General features: G+C 59.9%; 20 protein-coding genes. 14 read left to right on the top strand and 6 right to left on the bottom strand.

Going from position 1 to position 23,895, the window contains the following annotated elements; translation table 11 throughout:
- Positions 1 to 37: 37 nt before the first annotated feature.
- Entirely contained in the window at positions 38 to 2,290 is a 2,253-nt protein-coding gene (locus ACYU81_RS14585; RefSeq protein WP_460988347.1) for a TonB-dependent receptor, read from the bottom strand.
- Between the two features lie 52 nt (positions 2,291 to 2,342).
- Complete coding sequence (locus ACYU81_RS14580) at positions 2,343 to 3,176, bottom strand: acetoacetate decarboxylase family protein (RefSeq protein WP_460988346.1); 834 nt, start codon at positions 3,174 to 3,176, stop codon at positions 2,343 to 2,345.
- Positions 3,177 to 3,379: 203 nt separating this feature from the next.
- Between ACYU81_RS14580 and ACYU81_RS14575 the strand changes: the two genes are divergently transcribed.
- The 6 genes from ACYU81_RS14575 (at position 3,380) to ACYU81_RS14550 (ending at position 10,080) form a co-directional block, all read left to right on the top strand.
- Complete coding sequence (locus tag ACYU81_RS14575) at positions 3,380 to 4,405, top strand: helix-turn-helix domain-containing protein (RefSeq protein WP_460988345.1); 1,026 nt, start codon at positions 3,380 to 3,382, stop codon at positions 4,403 to 4,405.
- Positions 4,406 to 4,659: 254 nt separating this feature from the next.
- Positions 4,660 to 5,463, top strand: coding sequence for an SDR family NAD(P)-dependent oxidoreductase (locus ACYU81_RS14570; RefSeq protein ID WP_460988344.1), 804 nt, complete (start codon positions 4,660 to 4,662; stop codon positions 5,461 to 5,463).
- A gap of 60 nt (positions 5,464 to 5,523) precedes the next feature.
- On the top strand, positions 5,524 to 7,038 hold the full coding sequence (locus ACYU81_RS14565; RefSeq protein ID WP_460988343.1) for an aldehyde dehydrogenase family protein: 1,515 nt from the start codon (positions 5,524 to 5,526) through the stop codon (positions 7,036 to 7,038).
- A 50-nt stretch (positions 7,039 to 7,088) separates the two neighbouring features.
- Complete coding sequence (locus ACYU81_RS14560; protein ID WP_460988342.1) at positions 7,089 to 7,874, top strand: acetoacetate decarboxylase family protein; 786 nt, start codon at positions 7,089 to 7,091, stop codon at positions 7,872 to 7,874.
- A gap of 142 nt (positions 7,875 to 8,016) precedes the next feature.
- Positions 8,017 to 9,285 (top strand): MFS transporter, encoded by a 1,269-nt coding sequence (locus ACYU81_RS14555; RefSeq protein ID WP_460988341.1) that lies wholly within the window; start codon positions 8,017 to 8,019, stop codon positions 9,283 to 9,285.
- A gap of 42 nt (positions 9,286 to 9,327) precedes the next feature.
- Positions 9,328 to 10,080, top strand: coding sequence for an SDR family NAD(P)-dependent oxidoreductase (locus ACYU81_RS14550; RefSeq protein WP_460988340.1), 753 nt, complete (start codon positions 9,328 to 9,330; stop codon positions 10,078 to 10,080).
- 62 nt (positions 10,081 to 10,142) lie between these two features.
- Here ACYU81_RS14550 and ACYU81_RS14545 read toward each other — a convergent pair whose 3' ends face one another.
- Together ACYU81_RS14545 and ACYU81_RS14540 are read right to left on the bottom strand one after the other, a co-directional pair.
- Positions 10,143 to 10,433, bottom strand: a complete 291-nt coding sequence (locus ACYU81_RS14545; protein ID WP_460988339.1) for a PilZ domain-containing protein — start codon at positions 10,431 to 10,433, stop codon at positions 10,143 to 10,145.
- 279 nt (positions 10,434 to 10,712) lie between these two features.
- Complete coding sequence (locus tag ACYU81_RS14540) at positions 10,713 to 12,923, bottom strand: TonB-dependent receptor (protein WP_460988338.1); 2,211 nt, start codon at positions 12,921 to 12,923, stop codon at positions 10,713 to 10,715.
- Between the two features lie 551 nt (positions 12,924 to 13,474).
- Between ACYU81_RS14540 and ACYU81_RS14535 the strand changes: the two genes are divergently transcribed.
- From ACYU81_RS14535 to ACYU81_RS14500, 8 genes are read left to right on the top strand one after another with little or no spacing between them, the layout of a single operon-like run.
- Entirely contained in the window at positions 13,475 to 14,902 is a 1,428-nt protein-coding gene (locus ACYU81_RS14535; RefSeq protein WP_460988337.1) for an aldehyde dehydrogenase family protein, read from the top strand.
- Positions 14,899 to 15,894, top strand: coding sequence for a phosphotransferase (locus tag ACYU81_RS14530; RefSeq protein ID WP_460988336.1), 996 nt, complete (start codon positions 14,899 to 14,901; stop codon positions 15,892 to 15,894). The genes ACYU81_RS14535 and ACYU81_RS14530 overlap by 4 nt, the downstream gene beginning before the upstream one ends.
- Positions 15,894 to 17,417: a class I adenylate-forming enzyme family protein gene (locus tag ACYU81_RS14525; RefSeq protein WP_460988335.1), complete on the top strand. Its 1,524-nt coding sequence runs from the start codon at positions 15,894 to 15,896 to the stop codon at positions 17,415 to 17,417. Before ACYU81_RS14530 ends, ACYU81_RS14525 begins: the two co-directional genes overlap by 1 nt.
- Positions 17,407 to 18,579 carry a saccharopine dehydrogenase family protein gene (locus tag ACYU81_RS14520; protein ID WP_460988334.1) on the top strand — a complete coding sequence of 391 codons (1,173 nt, stop codon included), beginning with the start codon at positions 17,407 to 17,409 and terminating at the stop codon, positions 18,577 to 18,579. Before ACYU81_RS14525 ends, ACYU81_RS14520 begins: the two co-directional genes overlap by 11 nt.
- Positions 18,576 to 19,382, top strand: coding sequence for an SDR family NAD(P)-dependent oxidoreductase (locus ACYU81_RS14515; protein WP_460988332.1), 807 nt, complete (start codon positions 18,576 to 18,578; stop codon positions 19,380 to 19,382). The genes ACYU81_RS14520 and ACYU81_RS14515 overlap by 4 nt, the downstream gene beginning before the upstream one ends.
- Positions 19,379 to 20,536, top strand: a complete 1,158-nt coding sequence (locus ACYU81_RS14510) for an NAD(P)/FAD-dependent oxidoreductase (RefSeq protein WP_460988331.1) — start codon at positions 19,379 to 19,381, stop codon at positions 20,534 to 20,536. The genes ACYU81_RS14515 and ACYU81_RS14510 overlap by 4 nt, the downstream gene beginning before the upstream one ends.
- A complete protein-coding gene (gene surE / locus ACYU81_RS14505; protein ID WP_460988330.1) occupies positions 20,533 to 21,405 on the top strand; it encodes a 5'/3'-nucleotidase SurE in 873 nt (290 codons plus the stop codon). Before ACYU81_RS14510 ends, surE begins: the two co-directional genes overlap by 4 nt.
- Positions 21,398 to 22,216: an SDR family NAD(P)-dependent oxidoreductase gene (locus tag ACYU81_RS14500; RefSeq protein WP_460988329.1), complete on the top strand. Its 819-nt coding sequence runs from the start codon at positions 21,398 to 21,400 to the stop codon at positions 22,214 to 22,216. Before surE ends, ACYU81_RS14500 begins: the two co-directional genes overlap by 8 nt.
- Before the next feature lie 48 nt (positions 22,217 to 22,264).
- Here ACYU81_RS14500 and ACYU81_RS14495 read toward each other — a convergent pair whose 3' ends face one another.
- Together ACYU81_RS14495 and ACYU81_RS14490 are read right to left on the bottom strand one after the other, a co-directional pair.
- Positions 22,265 to 22,621, bottom strand: coding sequence for a hypothetical protein (locus ACYU81_RS14495; protein WP_460988328.1), 357 nt, complete (start codon positions 22,619 to 22,621; stop codon positions 22,265 to 22,267).
- Complete coding sequence (locus tag ACYU81_RS14490) at positions 22,618 to 23,880, bottom strand: ethanolamine utilization protein EutH (protein WP_460988327.1); 1,263 nt, start codon at positions 23,878 to 23,880, stop codon at positions 22,618 to 22,620. The genes ACYU81_RS14495 and ACYU81_RS14490 overlap by 4 nt, the downstream gene beginning before the upstream one ends.
- Positions 23,881 to 23,895 lie beyond the last annotated feature (15 nt).

The raw sequence follows: 23,895 nt of genomic DNA, 5'->3' as shown, positions 1-23,895 counted from the left end.
CGTCTTGTTTTTCCTGACTGCGAAATCAACGCGGATATCAGAAGCGGAACGAAATATCGGCGCCATATGTCCGGGGGGCGCCCGATGTGGCCAGGTTGGCGTTCATGAACGATTTGTAGTCGACGAGATAAGCATAGTAGCGTTTCTTCAGAAGGTTCTTGACCCATAGCCCAATTTCCAGGCCGGTATTTCCGATGGGCTTGGTGAGCCGACCGTTGACCAGCCAGTAGCCAGGTTGTGATATATCGGCTGTGTTGAAGGCGTCGAAATATTGAAGGCTTGAATATCGGGCGTCCATATGGATCGCGAACGCTGCGTCGGTGTCCTGAAACAACTTCCAGTCCACAGCGCCGTTCAGCGTCCATCGCGGCGCCGAAGTCAGCCTGTTGCCGTCGAGTACGACCCCGCTCAACGTCAAATCCTGGAATTTGCCGTTGGTGTACCCAATCCCCGCGCTGAGCGTCAGGCTCCTGGTGGGTGCGGCCGCCGCCTCCAGTTCCGCGCCCCATATACGGCTGCGCGGCGCGTTCACCAGAATCTCCAGTCCCTGATCTGTCACGTCAAGGAATTGCTGGTTCCTATATTTATAATAATAGACTGCGCCATTCAGCCGGAGCTTTCTGCCGAACAACTCGCTCTTGGCTCCGATTTCGAAAGCGTCAAGGATCTCGGGCTTGACGATCGTGATCTCGGCGGGATCGAAATAGGCGTAGCCATTGAATGTGCCCGATCGATAGCCTCGGCTGAAGCTGGCATACACGCTGGCGTTGTTCGTAAACCTGTAGCGCAGCGCCGCCTTGCCGCTGAGATTGCGGTTGGTGAAGCGATCTTGCGGCGGTCCCTCGATGAAGGTGCTGACGCCATAAACCGGGGCGCCGGTCGCCGGATCGAAATAGCCCAGATAGGCCTTATATTCATTGATGTCCGTGCGATCGTTGGAATATCTGAGGCCAATCTGAACTTCTATTCCATTGTCGAACTTGTAGGTCGTATGGCCAAATGCGGAAAGACTGCGGCGCTTCATCCTGAACTGATTGGTATAAACGCATCCCGTCACATTATCGATCAGGCAGATCGGCGTGCCGCCAACGTCCTCGGAAAAGGAAGCGTAGGAATCGTAGCGGGTTGCGCTGCTGATTTTCTCATCAGACGCGGCGGCTCCCAGGAGCCAGGTGAATGGTCCTGAGCCGCGCGAAGCCAGACGAAGTTCCTGCGACCAGACACGGGCCTTGGCGTCGCTGCCATCCGCGAGGATGCCTTCGGGGCGGCTGTCGTCATCGCTATAGGCGCGGAAGCGGCCTTTGTCGTAGGTCGTCACTGACGTCATCCCGACGTCGGGACTCATGTCCCACTCGGCGCGCAGGATGACGCTGTCGTTATCGACCTTGAGATATCCCTGATCGCCCGCATTCACATCGTAGAAGCCAAGGCCCTGATTGAAGATGCCGGCAAATCCCAACCCTTCGGGGCCGACGTTGGTCACGGTGTAGCCAGCAGGCCGCGTGTCGGAACGGCTGCGGCTGTAGCCCAGATTGAAGCGGAGATCGGGGCTGGGACGGAAAGCGGTGTTGACCCGGAACGCATAGCTGTCGTCGTTGGCGAAATTCTTGAGTCCCGGCTGAACCGCGTGGAGATAGCCGTCGGACTTGCGGCCATCGAATGCGGCACGAATGCCGAAGACGTCTTGCACCGGCGTAAACTCGACGGCGGCGGTCAATTCCCGCAGCCCGTAGTTGCCGACCCCGGCGGTGACGAAGCCTTCCGCGCCATCGAGGTCGGGCTGAACGGTATAGATATTGACCGCGCCGCCGGTGGTGTTGCGGCCAAAGAGCGTTCCTTGCGGTCCGCGCAACACCTCGACCCGGTCAATGTCGTAGAGTTGCTGGGCGCGGAAAACGCCCGCCCCCTTATAGTCCTCATCAACATACATCCCGATCGGGCCTTGCTGATGCTGAGAATAATCGACCAGCGAGACACCGCGCATGGCGAATATCGGCTGTACTTCACCGAAGGGCGTTTGAACGGTCAGGTTCGGAACCTGGACCGCGAGTTGAGAGGCGTCAGTCAGCTTCAGGTTCTGCAATGCGCTGCCGGAAAGCGACGTCACCGAAACGGGTAGATCCTGCATCTTTTCCCGCCGTTTTTGGGCGGTCACGATGATCTCTTCCAACTGCCCTCCCGTCGAGGCCGAAGACGCCGGGGCCTCCTGCGCGTTCACGGCCTCAGTGGCGGTCAGTGCTGCGAGCGCAAAAAGGCTGCTCGACAGCCGGAAATATTTTACCTGGCCCATCAGGACCTCCCCATTTTTCAAAAACCCTAATCTCCCCGCGTCCCAGCGTGGATCAGGTGAAGATCCGTGCACCCTTGTTTGTCGGCTCGCGGGTCGCCTCATCGAAAATCCGGCCCAGGACATAAGGAAGATATGTCTTTCCGCCCTCAAGCCTGTCGACACGTTCGACCAGATATCCGCCACCCCCATAGGTCATTGTAGCGCTGATCATTTTCCCCAGTTCAAGCGTATCCACCGGGTCGAAGCCATTGGGCCGCAGCGCGACGCGCACGTCGTTTAACTCCTTCCCATAGAGCGTGTCCCATCCATTGTTGAGCGTGACCAGTGAAGGATCACTCGCGAATCCCGAGCCGTCGGGCGCGAAGTCGTATTTAATGGTGAAGTAGCGGGAACGTTCGTCTGTGGTGGTGGGCAAGTCCTTGCCGAGGCTAGCCTCAATCTCGATAACTCGCGTACCGTGGCGCTCAGCCCACGCGTAAACCGTTTTGCTGTCGCTGTATATTTGGGCCGATCCGCGCTTCTTGGGATTGCCCCAGAATTCGCGGCCTGATGATACTTCATAGTCGCCGCTGACGATCTCCTGAAGGGAATATATCCCCTCACGACCCTCATGGACGGCCTTGATCACGATCCAGCCGATTTCCTCCTCCGCGCGAATCTCATTCCCTTGTTGCAGGCGACCTTTGAACGATTCGCGCATCAATCCGACGCTGATGGTGATCGTGGGATTTTCAGGAACGTCGAGACATGGTGGGAGAACGGAGCGCGCGAACTTTGATGTTGTTTCAAACTCGACATTTACGAAGCAGCTGTGGGTGTGGGTGTTTTCGCTATGAAAAATATCCAGGAAATTGCGAACCTGCTCTTCCGACCACACATATGACATTGAAATATTTCCTCGATAGCATCACTGGATTTCCCGCACCTCGAATCTCCAGAAGGTGCGTTGGCTTGAAAAGCTGTCACAGCTTTGAGGATGCCGTTAGCCGTTTTCCGCAAGCTGTTGCGGGCCGGGTGCGAATGTGCCAGCCTAATGCAATTGGGATAGGGGTGCGCCACTGCGCACCGTCTGCGAATTGAAGCGCGTAAATGGACGAATTGGATAGCATCGGCTGGCCTCACATCCGTCCTGCAAGGGGACGCGATCTGCCTTTGCCGTTGCCCCGGCGTCCTACATCCTTCCCTGACGAACATGCCGAAATCAAGGAGATGAACTGGCGCACGCAATATGTGCAGCTGTTGCCCGGCCTTTTTGAGGGGGCGCTCTTTGACATGGAAATGGCTGGCGTAACGGTAGGGTTGGAAGAATATAACCTGCCGATGGAGGAGATGTTTTGCGCACCCCCCGGCAAATTCTTCTATTTCCGGGCGCGCTCCAATGGCGAGGCATTTTGTGAAGGGCAGGCGCTGAATGGAGAATTCGGACTGATATGCGCGGATGAGGCGTTACTCCACTTTCTGGTGCGCGGCGATTATTCCGGCTTCTATGTAGCGATCGACCAGGATTTGCTCGACGTTTTGCTGGCCGATTTTGACTGGCGGACATATTTCAGGGTCAGAAAATGGATTTCGGTGTCAGCGGAGCGCACAGCCATGCTGGACGCCGCCGTTTTTGATCTTCTGAAATGTTTATCGGATGATCCGCGCAATGCTGAACTGGTGGACCGAGGTGAAAATGTGGCGCTCGCGGCTGGAGCCGTCGTGGCTGCCCTGGACATTCAGGCGAGCAGCAGGCCCTCGCTCGACACACGAACCTATCTCTTTCGAAAAGCGCGTGAATATATCCTGGACAAGATTACCGAGGACTTCAGCGTCGCAGAGCTTTGTGAAGCGCTGCGCGTCAGTCAGCGCACCTTGGAATATAGCTTTGCCGATATCACGGCTTTAAGTCCGAAACGATATATTCTGACGCAAAGGTTGAACCGTGTACGTTCAGATATCCTGGGAACAGGCGCTGCGGCTGACGTGCTCGATCTTGCGTATAAATGGGGGTTCCACCATCCGAGCCGCTTTTCCCAGCAGTATCGGCGTCATTTCCACGAGCTTCCTTCCGCTACCAAAGGCCGCCTGATCGGCCGTCTCGGCAACGCGGAGAGAGGGAGGGTGTCCAAGTAAGAAAAAGACCGAGGTGCTTGGTCCCGTGACTCGCTGCCTTTGCCGAAGGGCAGGGCTTCGGTGATACCCTCGCAGAGGTATTGCCGATCAACGCCGCCACCGGCACCATCGGACGAATAAGCTATGGTCGTCTTCTAGTCGCAAATGGAAGTCGGCCTTCCAGCAGCTATAGCAATTTCGCGGCCTTGAAGGCGCGCAATCTTAAAAAAGAACAGAGTTTTCATAACTTTGGAAGTTAGAGGATCAGGCGGCGCGTGAACACGATCGATTTGTTCAAGCTCGATGGGAGAGTGGCTCTCGTAACGGGTGGCGCGCGCGGTATCGGCTTTGAGCTGGCTACGGCCCTTTCGCACGCCGGCGCGATTGTTTACTGTGCCGATATCGATGGCGCGGGCGCTGAAGAGGCGGCTGAACGGATTGCCGCGGATGGCGATTGCGCCGCCCATGGAATACAGGTGGACGTGTCTCAGGAGGCGTCGGTCGCCAGCATGGTTGATGTCGTCATGAAACGGCACGGACGCCTTGATGTGTGTATCGCCAACGCAGGCATCGCTGAACCGAATCTTCCTATATCGTGGGAGGATTACACGGCTGATCTCTGGCGTCGGCTGATCGATGTCAATTTGTCGGGCGTCTTCTTCACCGACATGGCGGCGGCCAAGGCCATGAAGGGTCGTGGCGGAGGGTCCATCATCAACATCGCGTCCATCGTCGGTGTGACTGCGGACTCGCAATGGGGCTGCATCGGCTACGCGGCGGCGAAAGGCGGGGTCGTGCAGCTTACGCGCCAGTTGGGGGCCATGCTGGCTCCCGAGGGTATCCGGGTAAATTCGATAGCCCCCGGTTATGTTGCCACAGGATTGAGCGAAGGCGAGCAGCTGGATCATCCCGATCCAGAAGTGCGCCGCCTCCAGGCCGAACTGTTAGCTCGCACGCCGATGAAGCGCTACGCCAAGCCGCAGGAACTGCGGGGCGCAGCTCTTTTCCTGGCGTCCGAAGCTTCATCATATTGCACGGGCTACACCTATGCCGTCGATGGGGGCTGGCTCGGTGCGTGATCGTGCGCGTGGGAGCGAAGCGCAACTGAACTTTACCATAGTCTTTCTGGGAGCATTTTGATGTCCGGGTTCAAGCCATTTGCCGACTATAGCAACCATATTCTGGTGAACGGAGAACTGCGGCGAAGTGCTTCGACGACCGCGCTTGATGTAATTGATCCCGCCACGGAACAGGTGGTTGCGAGCGTATCGGACGCGACTGACGCTGAACTCGATCAGGCGGTCGCGAGCGCGAAGCAGGCGCAACGCGCATGGCTCAAGCTTTCGGCGCTGGAACGTACCGAAGCGCTTCATAAGGTCGCGCAGGCGATTGAGGACAACCGGCCGTTGCTGGCTGAATCGATGACCCGCGAAATGGGCAAGCCGTACAAGGAAGCCTTCGACGAGGTCACATGGTCCGTATGGGCGTTCCGCTATTATGCAGAAGTGTCCCGCCATGATCATGGCCGGGTCGTCGGGCCGGTCGTGGGCGGCCATATGAACCTGGTCACCAAGCATCCGCTCGGCGTCGTTGGCATCATCATGGCGTTCAATTTCCCCTACTGCCTCTATTCCTGGGAAGCAGCGGCGGCGCTGGGTGCCGGGAACGCCGTGATCCTGAAGCCGTCCGATCACACGTCGGTCTCGTCAATTCTGTTCCTCAAGGCGATGATGCCGCACCTCCCGGCTGGCCTGATCGGTATGATCACGGGCGGCGTTCGTGTCGGCACCGCGATGGTGGCGCACAAGGACATTCATGGCATCGCCTTCACTGGTAGCGTGGGCGCGGGCCGGGCCGTTGCGAAGGGATGTGCGGAAAATTTCAAAAAGGCTCTGATCGAGACTTCGGGCAACGACCCGTTCATCGTCATGCCGTCGGCTAATCTCGACATTGCCGCGCGCGCCGCCGTCTTTGCCGCCAATCTCAATGCGGGTCAGGTCTGCACGTCGGGTGAGCGCTTTTATATCCATCAGGACATCCACGATGCCTTCATCGACAAGGTGGTCGGACTGACGCGGAAGATTCGTATCGGCAACGGTCTGGACAAGGTCGATATGGGTCCGATGGTGTCGGAGCGCGAACGGAGCCGCTACGAAGGACTGGTCTCACGCGCGATCGAGGCGGGAGCCCGAGTGGCGACCGGCGGCGCCCGCCCGTCTCACCTCAACGCTGGCTACTTCGTCGAACCCACGGTCTTGACGGACGTCCAACCGGACGCGGAAATCCTGAATGTCGAAAGCTTTGGCCCGGTGATGTCCATCTGCCGCGTCGCTGATTTCGATGAAGCTCTCACGCTCGCCAATCGGTCGGACTATGGCCTGGGATCGACGGTCTACACCACGGACCTTGGTGAAACGCACCGCGCCATCGAAGAGCTTGAAAGCGGCATGACCTGGATCAATGCCCCGCTGATGGACAATAACGCCGCGCCTTTCGGTGGCCGCAAGATCTCCGGCATGGGTAGTCAGCTAGGCGCGGAGGGCCTGGACCAGTTCCGGCATTCGAAGATGGTGATGATCGATCCGAGCTGCTCGTCTCATGATTTCTGGTGGTTCCCCTATGCAGATGCGGAAGCGTTTGGCGGCGAGAAGTGAAATCCAGTTTTATTTTAAATTCATGAAAGAAATTACAGAAAGGCTAGTCAATGAGCTTCGTCAAAACAGACCAGGAAGTCGCAGAAATTGAGGGTTTGCTGTCGAAAGGGCAGTTTACAACCGAATCCCTGACGATTGAGTTCAAGACCACGCAGGAATTTCTGCGCAAGGTCCTCCCGCCCTGCTTCGACCTTCCCGACGAGCCGATCGCCTACGCCAACGTTTCGCACTGGCAGTCGGCGCTTTGCGGTGAATTCGACTGCGGCATCATTTATCTGTCGTGCAAATATAAGGGTGAAGCTGGCACCACCATGCTGACCTTGTTCGTCAGTGGCGACATGCCCGTCACCATCGGACGTGAGATGTGGGGCGAAGGCAAGAAGACTGGTAATGCCCGCCTGTATGTCGATGGTCATGAAGTCTACGCTTATGCTGAACGCAACAGTGTGCGCCTGATAGAAATTCAGGCCGAACTCGGTCCTGACCTCGGCCCGGCGCAAAACAACGTCAAGGATTTCGAGCTGAAGGCGCAGCCGCACACGACCGGCAAGGGCTTCCAGAACAAGGTGGTGTTGAGCTGCCTTGATACCGCGGAGGACTTCCGTGTCACGCGGCAGGGCACGGGCACGCTCAAGCTCGCCGGCACCGCGGTCGATCCGCTCGACACCATACCAGTGGTCGAAGTGGGCGGCGTTTCCTATGGAGAAGGCGCCTCCTGCTGGACCATACCTTTCTGGGAAGAACTGGATGACGGTCATGACTATCGTCCGTATATCTACGGCCAGAAATATGACGATTTCCGGTTGTTCAACAAGGCTCGCCGCTTCACGAGGTAAGAATGAAGGCACCTTGGACTCGCGCAAAAGTGGCCGCCGGTTTTGCGCGGGCCGAGACAAAATTGGCATGGCGGGCTGCGTCTGATTTGATGCAGCCCGCTCTAGGCTCCCCGCGCTGACGGACGTCGAACGGAGTGATCAGGTGACAGAGAAAAAGCAGCCAGACTTCCGCGCATGGGTGGCTCTGGCCCTCTGCTTCGTAGCGACGGTCATTATCTTTCTTCCCTATGTGGGCTATTCGACCCAGATCGCGACAATGATGAGCGATCTTTCCATGGACTATACCATGGCCGGCGCCCTGGCATCGGGGACGGCCCTGTCGGGCGGCATCGTCGTTTATTCGGCCGGAGGGCTTTTCAACCGTTGGGGGGCCAAGAATGTCTGCGTCGCAGGACTTGTCTTGTCCGCTCTCGGGCAGTGTTTATTCTCATTCGCCTCAACCTATCAAATGATGTTTGCCGTGCGCATTCTTCAGGGTGCCGCCATTCCGCTGCTTTTTGTCGGACCTTATACCATCGCCATGCATTGGGCGGAGCATTCCAAGAGGCTTGGCGTCTTCATGGGCATCATGCTTTCCACCGATGGTATTGGCACAGTGTTTGCCGGATATGCCTATTCGCACGTCCTCGAAACCTGGGGCTGGCGCATCGGATCGCTGTGGGGAGCGGCGGCGCTTCTGATTATCGCTGGTCTGGTCTGGCTGCTTCTGCGCGAGCCGGAGTCCACCGCGCGGGCCGATCCTTCGGCGCGGGTGGACAAACCTTCTCAGCTTGCTCAATATCTCTCCGTGCTGCGCCAAACCAATGTGCGAGTGGCCGCGCTCTTTCTCACCGGAGTGTGGGGCACATATTCGATCGCTGTCTATTGGGTTCCCACGCTTCTGATCGAGGAAGGCCATTGGTCCGAAGCCGCTGCCGGGTTTGCCGGTGCGCTCTATCCGTTTGCCGGCGTCGTTTCGGCCGTGACCTTTGGCCTGCTGTCAGATCGCCTTGGGTATCGGAAACCGCTGATGCTGATTTCCGGTATAGGGATGGTCTTCTCCTTCATGGGCGCGGCGATGGCGGTCGATCAGCATCGATATGATTTGTTGGCGATGACGCTGCCGCTGGGCGGATTGTTCGCCTATGGCGGGTTACCGCTGGCTTATTGTCTTGCGGCTGATGCCGTCGGGCTGGAAATGGCCGGAATGGCGACGGGCTGTATCATGGGCACCGGATTGATATTCGGGGGCGTTATCTACCCCCTCGTCCTGGGATATGTTCGCGATCAAACGGGTCTTTACACGCTTGGCTTTGTTTCGGCCGCCGCGTCTCTTCTGATATTCAATTTTATCGCAGTTCTGTTCGGGCGCGATGTTGTTCGATCCAGTCAGGGCGCGGATCATGGTACGCCTGTCCAGTCAGCTGTGTAGCGCGGGATTCTTGACCTCCCACGAGTAAAAGGAAGGGCCTCGATGGAAATTTCAGTAGTCACCGGGGCAGGCTCAGGCATCGGCGCTGGCGTCGCCATGAAGCTCGCCGCACGCGGGAGCTTTATTGCTCTGGCCGACCGAAATGCCGATGGAGTCAGGGAGACGCTTGAGCAGATCGAACGCGCTGGCGGACAGGGCATAGCCGCGACTGTTGATGTGACTGACGAAAATCAACTTGCCGGTTTCATCCAAAGCGTCGCGAAGGATTTCGGACGGCCCTCGACTGCGGTCGCCTGTGCGGGCATCGCTGCGACGGGCACGGTTGTAGATACGTCGGCCGAGCTGTTTCGGAAGATGATCGATGTCAATCTTACAGGCGTGTTCCTCTTCGCGAAAGCAATCATCCCGTTCCTAGAGAATGGGGGTGGGACTTTCACCGCCATCGCGTCGGACGCTGGCCTGAATGGCTTCCAGGGCTATGCCGCCTATTGCGCGTCGAAGCATGCCGTCGCAGGACTTGTAAAGAGCATGGCCCTGGACCACGGCCCGAAGGGCGTTCGCTGCAACGCCATTTGCCCCGGTTATGTTGAAACGCCGATGCTCGATCAGTTGCTGGCGGAAATTGGTTGGCCGTTCGATGATGCAGAAAAGGCGGTGCCGTTGGCCCGTTTCGCGAAGGTGAATGACGTCGCCAATCTTGTCGATTTCGTATCGTCAGAACTTGGCGGATACATCAATGGGGCTCTCATCCCGATCGACGGCGGAGGCTCTGCCGGGCCTTTCGCGCCAGTGTGATCACTGGGTCGATCGCTAGATATGGTCTGCTGCCGGATTGGTGGCACCGAGATAAGGTGTTTTTACCTATCGGAGACCAGCCAATCGGCTGGGTCGACAGAGTAGTTGAGTAGCACACCGCATTTATCATCGCGCGCCCATATGATGGTTGCCAGGAGTTCGCGCCGGTCTGTGATGATCGAGACCTGCGATCCAAGCGGTGGAGCGTACTGAACCGACAGCATCGCGCCGTAGCTTGATATGTTCTTGATTGTTGCCGGCACGCCGACACCATCATGGAACAGTGTGGCGGGGATGTTCGCCTCGTGACGCAGTTCAACGCGTTCTTCGCATTGCCTCAGTGCGATCCTCATGTTTTTTCTCCGGTTTCCCCCCGGCTCAAGGCGACACTGATCGGCAAGAATGAACACGCGCTTTCCAATCATGGTAAGCGCGCACTTCGGAGCGCCCATATCACCACACAGGCCGGATGATTTCAGGCGAAGAGTTGAAGTAGCGGAAAGGGCTAGCGGGCTTACGGGGGCAGGGCATGAACCTGCTTACCAGCGCTATCATAACGAGCGGTGCATTTGCTCTGGCAGTGCCGTTCGAACGAAGAAGGGGGATAGCCTTAACAGCTATCCCCCTTTCTCTTACCTCCCGTAATTCACCGACAACGTCACGCCATAGTAGCGAGGACGCGTATAGATGCTTTCCAGGAAGCCCAGGCTCGAAACATCAAGCGCGTAGGTGCGGTATTTCTCCGCCGTCACGTTCTTCGCAAACGCGGTCAGCGTGAAAGGATCGAACTTGTAGCTCAGGCTCGCATCCAGCGTCTGATACGCCTTTTCGCGCTCCACCGGGGCGCACACGACGCTGAAGCAGAAGCCGCTGGTGAATGTGCCATCCAGGCGGGCGGTCAGGTCTCCGCTGCCCACCGGCAGAGTGTAGCTGATGCTGGCATTGCCGGACAAGCGGGGCGCCTGGGGCAAGCGGCTGTCGGTGGTTGTGCCGTCGGGCAGGCCGATACCCTTGACCTTGCTCTTGAGATAGGAAAGGCCGCCCGAAATGTTGAGGCCCTCGACCGGCACCGCCGTTATCTCCAGTTCGCCGCCATAAACCCAGGCGTCATGGTTGCTGATCGTCTGAACGAGGTCGATCAGCGAAAAGGCCTGGTAGTTATGATAGTCATAATAGAAGGCGGAAGCGTTGATCCGCAGGCGATTGTCCAGGAATTTGGACTTTAAGCCGGTTTCATAGGACCACAGCACTTCCGGCCCATGCGGTAGGCGCGACACCACTACCGGCGCGGAAACCGGTGCCGAAAAATTCCCTGACTTCGTGCCGCGCGTAACACCTGCGAACAGCAAGATGTCATCCGTTGGCGAATAATCCAGCTGCAACTTGCCCGAATAGAGATTGTAGCGCTTGCGTGCCTCATCGGGATTGAGCGTCGGGTTGAACTCGATGATCTGATTGTCGGTCACGCCACCACTGGTCGATGTGAAGTCGAGACGGTAGTCGTCGGTCTTCTTGTCGCGGGTATAGCGTGCACCGGCCGTCAACTTCAGCTTTTCGGTCAGCGCATATGTACCTTGCGCGAATATCGACGGCGATTTGGTACGGATCGAATAGTCGGAATTGCCGGTCGAAAAATAATCTAGCCCGATCAGATTATATTCGGCATGTGACTGGTAATGCCCGTCAATGTCGATGTAGTTGACGCCCGCGACCCAACGGAGTTTTCCGGTGTCACCTTCGGCGCGTATTTCCTGCGAAAACTGGTGAAGATTGGTCCGTGGGGCGAATACACAGCCGTTGAGTGGCGTGCCGTCGCAATCCTCCTGATAGAATTTTCGCATCCGCTGATAATCGGTGATCGAGATAATCGTCACGTCTCCAACGGACCAGTCGATCCGGCCGGTATAGGCCTGGATCGTTCGGCTAAAGACGGACGGGATATTGTTGTTGTTTTCATACAGGCCGTAGTTTGCCGGCTTCACATAGCCGTTCGGATCGACGCCGGGGCCGGTGCCCCAGAAATCATCGGTAGGCGACTGTGTCACGCCGCGGCCATGATCGGCGGGGACGGCGGGCGTGTAGGTGTAGGTGCCGCCCGCGATTGAATTGTCATCGCGCGATCGCATGGCGCGCAGCAGTATTTTCAGGCTGGGCGTGGGTTTCCAGAGAAGCTGGACACGGCCCGCAAACTGATCGGTTTCGCCGCTGTCGCCGATCGCCGGATTGTTGCTTTTGACGAAGCCATCTCTCTGCACTCGCGCAATGGCGAAACGGGCCGCAAGCGTGTCCGAAACAGCGCCGCCAGCGCCTATCTCCGTCGCGTAGCCGCCGTCGCTGAACCATGTGGCTGAAGCATTGAGGGAAAAATCGTTGGTGGGCTTGCGCGAGATATACTGGATGGCGCCACCGGTTGCGTTGCGGCCGAAAAGCGTCCCTTGAGGGCCGCGCAGGACTTCTACGCGTTCAATATCGAACAGGGGGAAGCCCGCTGTCGCCATGGAACTTAGATAGGAGTCGTCCTGATATACTGCGACAGGTGGTTCCAGCTGATCGGAATAGTCGTTCTGCGATACGCCACGAAGATTATAGACGGTCGTGGAAGGACTATAGGCATTATATTTGAGAGCGGGAACAAGCTTGACGATGTCCGTGCTGTCCACGATCGCCCTGGCTTGCAGATCCGATCCCGACAATGCGGTGACCGACACCGGCACCTTTTGAAGATTTTCCTCGCGACGCTGCGCGGTGACTACGATTTCCTGGATGCCCTGAGCGGGAGCAGGTGCTGCCGCCGGTTCTTCGGTTTGCTGTGCCAGCGCCACGGCTGGGAAGGCCATTACCATGGCAAGCGCTCCCAGACTGGAGCTGCCATGCCTGCACAATCGGTTTTTCAACTTTGACATACCCTTCGCTCCCTTTGTTGATCGAGCAGATATCAACAAGCGCAGGTTCGACTCCTGCATCTCTTATTGTGAACGTATGTTCGTATCTAAAACCCAATCTGTCAATATGCGATGTTACCGCATTGGATTCTGTGCGAATGAGGCGTATATTAGGCAAATCCGAAGTGATCTCTGGGCCAAATCCACCGATTGACAATTCGCCTCGAATCCGATTAGCATGAATGCATATTCGTATTAACTCGCGAATTTTAGGTTGCCGCTCCATGGAGTGGAGCTTGTATCGGAACTGGGTAGGGGATCGTTTGGTGAGGATGCGCAGAAGCTTTGATGCCGCAGCCGCGCGCAGGCCGAGGTTTCTGGCGAACCCCCGAGAATTGGGATTGATCGACGCGAGCGAAGCGTCTCGGAATTTCATCAAGGCAGACGGCCCATGGCGCTGTTCGGGATGGCCCGGCAAGATCGCCTGTAACTGACTCGAGAGGACTGGAGCGATGTCATTGGATTTCTTTCCCACGATCGCGAACCGCGAATGGCGTGAAGGCAAGGTGGAAGCGGTTATTGAGCCTGCGACCGGGGATCAGATCGCCGAAATGGTCGATGTCGGCGAAGCCGGGGTGGATGCGGCTGTAGGCGCGGCCAAGGATGCGCGTCGATCATGGGCGGCCACCACGCCGAAGGATCGCGCGGCGATGCTGTTGCGCCTGGCCGACGCGCTTGAAGCGAATGCCGATCAGTTCGCGGAACTGGAAGCGCGCGACGTGGGCAAGCCTTTGGCCGACGCGCGGGCGGAAATGTTCTCCGCAGCCGATAAGTATCGGTTCTTCGCGGGTGCGGGCAGGGCGCTGACCGCGCCTGTATGCGATGAATATAAGCCGGGCATCACGAGCCTGGTGCGGCGCGAACCCCTGGGCATCGTTGCCGCGATCGCGCCCTGGAATTATCCCATGGGGCTGACGAGTTGGAAGATTGGCCCGGCACTGATGGCGGGCAATACCGTGGTTCTCAAGCCGACGAACGAAACGCCGCTGACATCCCTTCTGCTCGGCCGCATCGCTGCGGAGATATTCCCGGCTGGCGTCCTGAATGTCGTGACGGGTGGTGGCGACAGTGTCGGCAAGGCGCTGGTGCGGCATCCCGACGTTGCCATGGTTTCGCTGACCGGCGGCACCAGCACTGGCAAGACCATCATGCGCGACGCCGCCGACATGGTGAAGAAGGTCCATCTGGAACTGGGCGGCAAGGCGCCCGTGCTGCTGTTCGACGATGCCGATCTCGACAAGTTCGTGGCGACGATGCGGGGCGCTGCGTTTCGCAACTCCGGTCAGGACTGCACGGCGGCAACCCGCGTCTATGTGTCGAAGGCGCTATTCGGCGAAGTGACCGAACGGCTCGTGCAGATGGCGGAAGGACTGACCGTCGGCAACGGCTTCCTCGACCCGGCGGTCCAGATGGGGCCGGTGGTGTCCCAGCGCCATCGTGACAGCATCGCGCGGCAGGTGGAAAGGGCGGTGGGCGAGGGCGCCCGGATCGTCACCGGCGGCGAGGGTAGCGGCGCCTTCTACACGCCCACGATCGTCACAGGGGCCGACCAGCGTTCCGCCATCGTCCAGGAGGAATTGTTTGGCCCCGTACTGGTCGTCAGCACCTTCGATGACGAAGATGACGCGATCGCAAAGGCCAATGACGTTGCCTACGGCCTGGCGGCGTCGATCTGGACGCGGGACATCAACCGTGCCGTCAAATGCGCCGCGTTGATCGAAGCCGGGACGGTCTGGATCAACGATCATGGCCCGACTGCGGCGGAAATGCCCTTCGGCGGTTTCAAGCTGTCGGGCATCGGCCGCGACATGTCGATCCATGCGATCGAGGAGCATACGGCGCTCAAGCATGTCGCCATCAGCCATGGATATCAGCTGTGACGGTCGCGTCTGGCATGAAGCTTGGCTTCGCGCCGGGAATTGGTCCGGCGCTGCAGGAGCAGGTGACTGGCATCCTGTCCCAGTGGACGCTCCCTGATCTTGCCGACGATTATCAGGTCAGCGCGATGAGCGGGGGTGGCAGCAACGTCAATCTGAAGCTGGAAGGATCACGCCACGCGCTCGCACTGCGCGTCTGCGCACCCGAACCGGAGCGTTGGGGCGTTGACCGCGCTGCATCCATCCAGGCGCAGAGCGATGCGGCGCGAGCGGACCTTGCGCCCAATATTCTGGCATCGATATTGCCGGAGGGGCATTTCCTGTGCCCGTTTCTGGACGGCGGCGTGATGACGCCAACGCGCATGCGGGAAGAGGGGCTGCTGGGCGATGTCGTGGAAACGCTGCGCAGCCTCCATGCGCAGCCGACCACCGGGCGCGCTTTTTCGCCCTTTGAGGACGCGGCGCATTTCGTGAAGCTGGGCGATGCGGAAGGCGCGGTGCGACCCGCCGAGTTTCCGGACATGTATGATCGTGTCAGGCAGATCGCGCAGCTTTTTGCCAGTATCGATGCCCCGCGGGCATTTTGTCACAGCGACCTCGTGCCGCAGAATTTCATCGTCGGCGACCGGCTGCGCCTTATCGACTGGGATTATGCCGGGATGGGCTGGGTCGCATTCGAAATGGCGAGCTTCGCCTGTCAGGCCACCCTTACGGACGAAGAGACGGAAATATTTCTGCGCCTGTACGATCCCCAGCTCGATGATAGTCAGCGCGCCCGTGTTGGGCTGATGCGCGCGGTCGCGGGGGTCCGGGAGGCGGCCTGGGCGGCCATGGCCGAACCGATCCTGTCTGCCCATACGACGCCGCTCGATGGCTGGACCTATCAGGGCTATGCAAGTTCCAACCTGACCGAAGCGCGCAAGGCTTGGGAGAAGGGGAGTTTTGCCGAGATGCTGAAAGCTGCGGCCCATGTGCGGGAAGGGGCGCGTTTCTGATGCCGCCTTTCGAAACAATTTGGCATGCGCTTCGCCACTGGGCGGATGAAACGCCGGAACGTATCGCCCTGCGTCAGGGTGAAAGATCGGTCGAATATCATGATCTCGCCGCCAAGGCGGAAGATTATGCGCGCTTCCTTCGCTCAACCGGCGTGCAGAGCGGGGACCGGGTGATCATCGTCGGCCTCAACATCATCGAATGGGTCGTCGCCTATCTCGCCGTCATGCGCCTTGGCGCCATCGCCGTGCCCGCGAACAATCGCATCAGTGCGTTGCAGATGGCCGACCTGGTCAGCTTGCTTGAGGCGCGCGTGGCGATTGCGGACAAGCGCCACGCATCGCTTCTTTCCCAGGCGTCGATATTGACGCTCCCGCTGGAAATGGCCACGGCCATGTCGGCGCAGGAGAATCTGCCCGACTTCGTGACAGGGGACGCGCCCGCGCTGATCAGCTTCAGTTCCGGAACGACCGGTGAGCCCAAGGGCGCGCTGCTCAGCACCCGAGCCTTGTGCATGGCATCGGAAGTCTTTCGCCTATTCTTCCGCGCGACCAGCGCCGACAGCACCGTCGTGATCGCCCCCATGTTTCACAATACCGGCTTCATCGACCAGTTTGGCCAGATGTTGCTAGCGGGTGGCGAGACGATGCTGGTGGAGGAATTCCACCGCAAGGAAGCGATCGCCGCCTTCAAGGCCGCGCCCGCGACTTTTGTCACCGCCGTGCCCAGCGTTCTGCGCATGCTGATGATATTGGACGATGCTGACTCGGTGTTCGGCCCGGCCCGAACCGTCTTGTTCGGCGGATCGCCAATGCCCTCTGCCTGGTCGCGGGAGATGCTGGAACGCTGGCCCCATCTTGAGCTTGTCCATGGCTATGGGCTGACGGAATTTGGTTGCGCGTGCAGCTTCCTGCCGCCCGCGATGATCACCGACTTTGGCGAATCCGTCGGCTATGCCGCCCCCTTCGCAGAATTGCGGGTGGTAGGCGAAGACGGGCGGGATGTCGCGCAAGGGGAGTCTGGCGAAGTCTGGGTCGCGGGGCCCACTCGCATGACGGAATATTGGCGGCGGCCCGAGGCTAATGCTGAAAAATTGTCGGGCAAATGGTTGCGGACAGGCGACCTTGGCCGGTTCGATGATGCTGGCCGCCTATTTCTGGACGGGCGGCGGGACGACGTCATCAACCGTGGCGGCGAGAAGATATTGCCGTCCCATCTGGAGTGCCTGCTCGCGGAATTGCCAGAGATTGGCTATTGCGTGGTGATCGGCATCCCCGATCCGGTGTTGCAGGAAGTACCCGTCGCGGCGCTTGAAATCCGGCCGGGCCGGACGTTCGACGAAAATAGCGCGCGTACGTTCCTAGCCGCGCGGCTGCCCGCCTATGCGATGCCGGTCCACTTCATGGTTTTTGATCCCTTCCCGCGCATTGCGTCCGGGAAAGTGGACCGCCGGAATGTGCGCGATGCCGCCATCGCGATGCTGAAAGATCAAGGCCCAAATTCGGGAGAGACTGATGAAACGTGAATTCGATGTCGTGGTGATCGGGGCTGGCGGCCGCCAGGCGCAAGCCATGCTTGCGGCGGCCGCGCGGGGCACCGATGTCACGCGCTGGCTCGCGCTCGATCGCGCCTGGCGGTCCGAAACGCTGGCTGCAACGCAGGCGCTCGGCATGCAGACGAGAGAACAGGACCCGCTGGCCGACGCGGGTACGCTGGACGCGCTGATGCGTTCGACGGCGATCGTCGCAAACCTGGCAGGCCCCTATTACCGCACGGGCTTTACCGTACTGGACGCAGCGATCGCGGCCGGAACCGATTATCTCGATATCTGCGATGACGCTGACATCACGGTTCCGATCCTGTCGCGCGACGAAGCCGCCAAGGCGGCGGGCGTTACGGCGATCATCGGGCTGGGTTCGACGCCCGGCGTGTCGAACATCCTCATCCGTCTAGCGGTCGATCATCTGAATGGCGCGGACGATGTCGAGATTGCCTGGGTGGTCGATGCCAAGGACATGACCGAGGCGGCGACCAAGCATTTCTGGCATTGCTTCAACCTTGTCGACTTCGACGGGACGGTTCATCCCGTTCCGCTTCCCGGCGAGATGCATTCGCGCGTCGTCGATTTCCCCGGAACGGTCGGCCGACAGACGGTGGTAAAGCTGGCCCATCCCGAACCGCTTACCGTCCCCCGCTTCCTGCCCGTCAAACGAGCGGTCAACTATGGAGCGATCGCCCCGATCGACGCGCATGCGGTGGCAGCGGCCCTTGCCGCCGTCGCGGATGAGCAGCAGCCCGGCAGCTCGGGTGAACGCACCGACATGCTGGTCAAGGCGTTCCAGCAATTCCTCGCCCGCTTCGAAGGTGGGGAACGGATCGGAAGCGGGTTGCAGATCGACGTCCATACCAACGGCAACGGGCTTCGCTACGCTTCGGGCGCGGACACCAGCATGGAAGAAGCCACTGGCGTTCCAGCCGCCGCAGGGGTGCTGATGCTGGCGGAAGGTGATACGCCGCGCGGCGGCGTGTTCGCGCCCGAAGCACTGTCGCCCGAAAAGTTCTTCTCCACTCTTCGGCGCGTCAGTCTGGGCGGCGGCGGGCTGGGCGTCTATCGTCTTGAAAACGGATGCCAGGGTGAAAGGCTGCGTATTCGCGACCTGATGGCTGGAACATCGGAGGCTGCATGAGCGAGGATCTGGCAGGCAGGGTCGCGCTGGTCACGGGCGGAGGCCGGGGACTGGGCGAAGGTATCGCCCTCACCTTGGCAAAACGTGGAGCGGCGGTCGTCTTGAGCGGGCGCAACCCCGTTGATCTTCAGGCTACCGCGAAGACGATCGAGAGCATGGGCGGCAGCGCCAGCGTGCAACCGGGCGATGTCTCGTTGACCAGCGACGTCGAAAATGTCGTTTCCGGCGCGTTGGAAACCCATGGGCGGCTGGACATTCTGGTCAACAATGCGGGAGTTGCCGACGAAGCGGCGTTCCTCGACATCGAAGAGGCGGCATGGCGGCGGGTGATCGACGTCAACCTTAACGGCGTCTTCTTCATGACCCAAAGGGTAGCGCGGGAGATGCGCAGCCAGGGGGGTGGCGGCGCCATCATCAACATTGGGTCGATCGAAGCGCATGCGGCGGATGGCCCCTTCGCCAGCTATGTTGCCGCGAAGTTCGGACTGCGCGGCATGACCATGAGCGCGGCGATCGAGCTGGCCGAATATGGCATTCGCGTCAATTCCGTCAGTCCCGGCTGGGTGCACACCAAGATGGTGGAAGAAGCGCTTCGGCCCGCGATGCTGCAACACATGCTGCATGATTTCAGACGCGTACCCATGAAGCGCATGGTCACCGTCGATGAGGTTGCAGGCGCGGTCGCCTTCCTCGCCAGCGATGCCGCATCGGGCATAACCGGCACCGACCTGGTGGTCGATGGCGGCACCCTCGCGGACATCCATGTCCACCGTTCGCTTCCCAATGATGAGGATAAGCAGTGACCCGTCCCCGAATCGCCATCATCGGCGCTGGCACCGCCGGTTGCGGCGCCGCCCTTCGTGCCGCGGAACTTGGCGCGGACGTCATCGTCCTGGAGCGGGAGGCGCCCGCCAGCGGGTCGTCCGGTCGTTCCGCTGGCGTCTATAATTATCAAACGCTCAATCCGCTCGACATCGAGATTCGCATCCGCGCGAAGGAACTGTTCTTGCGGTTGGAACGAGAGCGCGGGCTGCCGCTCGCCAAGATCGGCAATGTTCGCGTGGCCTATACGGACGAACAGATGGACCGGCTGGCCGCCGCGGTTAAGGTGCAGCGCGAACTGGGCGGCATGGATTCCAGGCTGATCGATCGGGAGGGCCTTAGGCAATTGGTGCCCGACATGCGGGTGGATGATCTGGCGGGCGGTCTGCTTGGGCCTACCGACGGGCATCTCGATGGCTATCTTCTGTGCACGACACTGCTTGAAGAGGCCAAGGAGAAGGGCGCGCGTGTCAGTGTTCAGACCGATGTGCTTTCTCATTCCAAGGCGGGCGGGGTGCATCGGTTGGAAACCAGCAAGGGCGTGGTCGAAGCCGACATCGTTATAAATGCGGCTGGCGCATGGGCGGGGAATGTCGGCAAGCTGCTGGGTCATGCGGTGCCGATCAAGCCGCAAGTACATGAAGTCTTTCTGGTCCGATTGCCACGGGACCTTGGCTATACCGTTCCGATGGTCAATCTCTATATGCCGGGGCAGGAGGGCGAGGGTCTTTATTTCAGGCAGGATGGTCCCGACAGCCTGATCGCCGGGCTTCACACCTATGAAGCTATCGACGGACTCGATGTCGACCCCGACAGCTTCAGCCCGCCGTCTGGCGACGATCATCTGATCACTGTCGCAACTCTTCTGACCGAACGGATGGGCATGGATGATTTCGGCTTTTCCAACGGCTGGTTCGGCCTCTATCCCATCAGCATGGACGATCGTTTTCAGGTCGGTCCGTTCGAAGCCGATCCTTCCGTGCTGGTGGTCGGCGGGCTTGGCGGTGTTGGCGTTACGTCTGGCTCGGTCCTGGGCATGTGTGCGGCGGAATGGGCGCTATCCGGCAAGCCTGCGACCGTGCCCGGCGTAGAGGCGCTTCGGCCCGACCGCCCCAGTTTGAGCAGCTTTCGATGAGCGAGGTTATCATGGACGTTCTGTTGACGAACGATGACGGGTATCAGGCGGGCGGCATGGCTGCCATCCGGGACGCGATGATCAATGCGGGGCTCAACGTGCTGTCTGTGGCGCCTGACGGGCCACGCAGCGGCACGTCCCGGTCGGCCTCTTTCCGCAAGCCGGTGGTGATGACCCGCGATGGCGGCGATGATCGCAATCCCATCTACCGCGCCGACGGCACACCCGTCGATTGCGTGCGCGCCGCGATTCTGTCCGGCTTGGCCAAGGATGTGCGCCTGGTGGTGTCCGGCATCAATGAAGGCGCCAATCTGGGCGACGACGCCACCTATTCGTCCACCTTCGGTTCTGCGGCGGAAGGTGCGTTGCTGGGCCTGCCTGCGTTGTCGATTTCGCAGCAGGCGCGTGATGGGCGCTTCCGCTTGGTAGATCTCACCGATTATGACTATGGCTGGTGCAGTGAGGTCGGCGCTGAACTGGCGGCGTGGATGATCGCCAGCCCGCCCCCGCCGCGCAGCATCCTCAATGTCAATGCGCCTGGCATGTTGAAGGACCGCCGCCTCAAGATCACAGCGCTCGACCATCGCGTCTGGGATCCGGGCCATTATGAGGCGGTGGAAACGGACACTGGCCACGGCTGGTACACCTTCCTCACCAATGTCGATCGCGATCCCGTGTTCACGATGCGGCCGGGGTCCGACGCCAGCGCCGTCGCGGCAGGTCATGTTTCGGTCACGCCGGTCAGCTTCGATTTTGGCGATGTCCGCGCGGCCGGTCGCCTGCGCCGTTGGCTCCGGCAGTCGGTGGAGATTATCGATCCGCGCCTAGGCGCCAGCGACGGCGAGTGCGGGAGCGGCTGCTGTGGATGAACGGCCGGTCGCCTTGGTAACCGGGGCAGGGGGCGAACTGGGTCGGGCCATCAGCCAGCGGCTGGCGGATGCTGGCCATGCGCTCGCCTTGTTTGAACGCGACGAAGCCACGGCTGCGGCCCTGCGGCAGGACATGCCGGACGATTGCCTTGTCCTGGCGGCCGACCAGACCGACCGAGGTGCGATCGATCAGGCGATGGATGAGGTGCGCGACCATTTTGGCCGCCTCGACGTCGCTGTCGCCAATGCCGGATACGCCAAGTTCACCGGCTTTCTGGAGATGGAGCCGACCGTCTGGGACCGGCATGTCGCGATCAACCTGAGCGGCACCTTTCACATTTGCCAAGCAGCCGCCCGGCTGATCGCGGAGGGCCGCAGGGGTGGGTCGATCGCGGTCATCTCATCCTCGCTGGGGCTTAGGCATGCCGATCAGATCGGCGCCTATTGCGCGACCAAGTCTGCCCTGTTGATGCTGGTCCAGACCATGGCGGCGGAGCTGGGCATCCACCGCATCCGGGCGAATGCCATCCTGCCGGGCGTTATAGAAACGGCCATGACCAAATGGATGGTCGAAAAGCCCGGTGTCCGCCGCGACCTTTTGCAGAAAACGCCGATCGGCCGCCTGGGCCTGACCGACGACATTGCGGAGGCTGTCGCATTCCTGTGTTCCGACAAGGCGGGCTTCATCACCGGCGCCAACTTGTCGGTCGATGGCGGGCAGTCCATCTACGGACAACCGGCATGGACGCGTCAGGATCGCTCGACACCCTTTGAGCCGGAGTGGACGGCTGGCCTCGGCGACGAGGCGTGAAAGGAAGAATGTGACGAACATCCCGGCATATTGATCGCCGGGATGGTGTCAGGCGTGCGGCTGACGGTCGCGCCAATCAACGGGGGCGATCGCGATAAAGACGGTCGCCTGCTCCCCTTCATAACGCAATTCAGTGCCGTTCCCGATCCACAGCATGTCCCCAGGTCCCAGTTCGTGGACCTCGTCCCCAGTACGCAGGCGGAACGTGCCCGACAGGCACAGGATCATCTCGTCATATCGCACGGTCCATGGCACCGATCGGCCATCGAACGTCGCGAAATAAGCGCCCATCGTCTGGCTGCTATCAGGCCCGATCAATTGAGCGATGCTGGCCGAACCCTGACCATCACCATAATCCGACATGGGTGTATCCTGCAGGCGGAACAGGCGGATGTCGGCGGTCACAGCATGGCTCCTTCAAGGGCATGCAGCTTTGTATTGGACGGTGCCGCAGCCGCCTCGGCCGCTGCCTTATCCTCCTCCTCGAAGCGCAAGGCGCGTGGCACCGACAGCCAGCGCGCGACCAGAATGCCGCAGATAGCCCCCACCAACTTGCCGAACATCAAAGGGACGATCAGCGAAGGCTGGAAATTCGCGATAAAGGCCAGGGAGTCACCCAATATCCAGGAACCGCACACCGCATAGGCGATCGTCATCACCTTATTGCGCGCATCCATTTCCGGGATCAGTCTGAATAGCGTCAGCGGGTTGGCGGTGGTCGCTATCAGCCCGCCGCTTCCGACCGCGCTGAAGCCGGTCAGCTTGCCGAGCTTCTCGATGGCTTTGCCGCAATAACGGCGCAGCGCGTAGACCATCGGAAAGGCGCCAGCCAGCATGATGCCGATATATCCGGCGATCTCCAGCCCTCTTATGGAATTGGCCGGGTCGGCCAGCAATGGGTCGAACGGCCATCCGCCGAACAGATGGCCGAAAACTCCCGTGAAATACTGGACGATACAAGCGCCAAAGATCAGCTTTATCGCGGCATCGGCAAGGCGACCGAAGCCCATGAACCCGCGCACCATTAGGTCCGGGATGAACCGCAGACCCGCCACGATAGCGCCAACGATGATGGTCAGTGGGAAAAGATCGTGCAGTATCTGGCCAAATGTAATGGCGAGGCGGAATGTCGCCGGGCCGCCGGTCGCGACCGTGGGCCGGATGAACGGGTGGGTCATTGCGACGACGCTTAATCCCACGAACAGCGCGATCGGTATGGTGATAAGGCCCGCCATCATGCCCAGGGCCAGATAACGATGGTCTTTCTTGGGCAGCATCGCCAGCGCGACAGGGATGGTGAAGACGACATGCGGCCCCAACAGAAATCCGTTGAACGATGCAATAATCCAGTTCTCACGGCTGGCAGCCATGGCGTCGGCCATCTGATAGCCACCCATATCGACGGAAATCAGGGTCGTTGCCGCCATCGCCCTGTCTGCCCCAACAAAGGAAAAGAGGGGGGCAATCGCATGGGTGATGGCTGCGGACAGGACGGGGGCGGCTGCGAGAACGGCACCAACTGGAAGGAAGAGGACTCCAGTCGTGCGGATCCCCTCCATGAATTCCCAGCCCATGCCTGTGCTATCGTCCCGAACGGCGGCGATCGCGCCCCACATCGCGAACAGCATCACGACGCCGATCACATATTGACCCAACCCGCTCATTTTCGAGTCTTCCCG

It is taken from the genome of Sphingobium sp. TomTYG75 (assembly GCF_054771635.1).
The sequence above is the reverse complement of the archived record's forward strand: the minus strand, read 5'-3'. Positions and strand labels throughout refer to the sequence as shown.